This is a genomic window from Tessaracoccus bendigoensis DSM 12906 (genome assembly GCF_900141915.1).
Lineage (GTDB): Bacteria > Actinomycetota > Actinomycetes > Propionibacteriales > Propionibacteriaceae > Arachnia > Arachnia bendigoensis.
In genome coordinates this window covers 1-1951 of the sequence record NZ_FQZG01000145.1, presented here as the reverse complement: position 1 = coordinate 1951, position 1951 = coordinate 1, and the positions used below count along the sequence as shown (strand labels likewise).

Here is a 1951-nt window from a genome sequence, read left to right as displayed (position 1 = left end):
TGATGCACGATCCCGACGACGAGGAAGCACGTCAGCATCGCGGCATCCGCGAGGTCGAAGCCGAGTCCGTCGCGCTGATGATCGGTGCCGCGCACGGCATGGACACCGCCCGGTACACGATCCCGTACGTCTCGACCTGGGCCGCCCGAGTGGACGGCCAAGAGCCCGCCCAGGTGGTGCAGGCCACCGGCGAACGGGTGCGGAAGACCGCGCTGGCGATCCTCGACCAGCTCGACACAATCCAGGTCGGCGACGGCACCCCGCCCGGCCTCGAACGCGACACCCCCACTCCGCGCACCTCCCGCGCGGCTGCGCCTGCGGTGGAGACCGATCATCCGCGCGGTGCGCCGATGCCAGCTCTGGCGGGGCGGGGGCTGTGATGCCCGAGCCATTCGATGTCCTGGCGGCGCTCATCCGCGTGGATCGCTCGCCGAACCTGGCGCTGGCGGCGCGGAGCCTCGCGGCGGCTGGCGTGCCCGTGTTCCCGTGCGTCGTCGAGGGGAAGCGTCCGCTGACCCGCCGTGGGTTCCTCGACGCGAGCAGCGACCCGGAACAGGTTGCCGCGTGGTGGTCGCGCACACCGAACGCGAACACCGGCATCCCGACGGGAGCGGCATCGGGCGTTGTCGTCGTCGATGTCGATGTCCACGGCCCAAACGATGGCCGCGCGGCATTCGAGCGCGCCTCCGAGGCGGGGCTAGTCGATGGCGCGGGCCTGCTGGTGCGCACACCCACCGGTGGCGCGCACGTGTACTTCCCGGCGACACCGGGCAGGGAGCAGCGGTCGTGGCAGGCAGCCACCGCAGGGGTCGATTTCCGGGGCGACGGCGGCTACATCATCGCTCCGCCTTCCCGGCGAATCATCGACGGCCATCTGAAGCGCTACGAGGTCGCCGACATCGCTGCGCACTCGGTGGGCACGGTGGACGCTGCACGGCTGCGGGACTTCCTCGACCCGCGCCCCGTCACCCCACCACGCGCCAACGACACCTCGGTCGCCGTGGATGGAAAGCGGCTGGCGGCGTGGGTCGCCGGGCGGGGTGAGGGTGAGCGGAACCGGGGCCTGTTCTGGGCCGCCTGCCGCCTCGCCGAGAACGGTGTCTCAGCCGCCGGCGCGCTTGATGCGCTGGGTGCTGCGGCACAGTCGGCGGGTCTGGGCGATCGCGAGATCGCCACGACGGTGCGCTCGGCCTACCGCGCCACCCAGCCTCCATGGGAGGCCACGTCAGGCCGCCGGATGAGCGCGGATCGGTGGTTCGGCTACTCGGCGAGCCCACCGTCCCCAGCCCTTGGGAGGGCTGGGTTGTGAGGCGTGAATCGGAAGGACGGCGCTGGGCCGCCATGACGGCGGTCGCGGGGACGGTGTTCATCGCCGCCGGGGCGTTCTGGCTGTCGTTCACGTCGCTGGCCGATCTGGCCGCGCGCTCCGGGATCGGGGCGGGGCAGGCGTGGGCGTGGCCGCTGATCGTGGACGGCATCATCGTCGTCGCCACGGTCGCCGTCGTCGCCCTGGCCGGGCAGCACTCGGCCTGGTATCCGTGGGCGCTGTTGGTCGGCGGCGCGCTCGTGTCGGTGACGGCGAACGCCATTCACGCCGTCGTCGCCGCAGACGCAGACGTCCCAAGGATGCTCGCGGCCTCGGTCGCCGCGGTGCCGCCCGTCGTGCTGCTGGCGATCACTCACCTGACCGTGATCCTCACCCGCACCACCGACCTCGACACGCAACCTGCCGTCGCCGACTCGTTCTCGAAGAGCACGGCGGAGTCGATGCCCGCGCTGCCGTCTGGCGAGACAGAACTCACCCGTCGCGATGACGTTGTGGCGGATCGGCGGGCGCTGGGGTGTCAGCTGCGGGAGGCGGGCTGGTCGAACAAGCGGATCGCCCGCGAACTCGGGGTGCATCCCTCGACCGTGGGCCGCTGGTTCGCCGTCGCGCACCTCACTGACACCA

General features: G+C 71.9%; 2 protein-coding genes and 1 pseudogene. All 3 read left to right on the top strand.

Annotation, left to right across the window (positions count from 1 at the left end):
• Nucleotides 1-380 (top strand): annotated as a pseudogene (locus BUC15_RS18805) (serine/arginine repetitive matrix protein 2); the annotation flags it as partial.
• Nucleotides 380-1309 carry a bifunctional DNA primase/polymerase gene (locus BUC15_RS18800; protein ID WP_073191631.1) on the top strand — a complete coding sequence of 310 codons (930 nt, stop codon included), beginning with the start codon at nucleotides 380-382 and terminating at the stop codon, nucleotides 1307-1309. The pseudogene BUC15_RS18805 and the gene BUC15_RS18800, both read left to right, overlap by 1 nt.
• Nucleotides 1306-1951, top strand: a 646-nt coding sequence (locus BUC15_RS18795) for a DUF2637 domain-containing protein (protein WP_245788046.1), incomplete at its 3' end; no start/stop codon positions are given. The genes BUC15_RS18800 and BUC15_RS18795, both read left to right, overlap by 4 nt.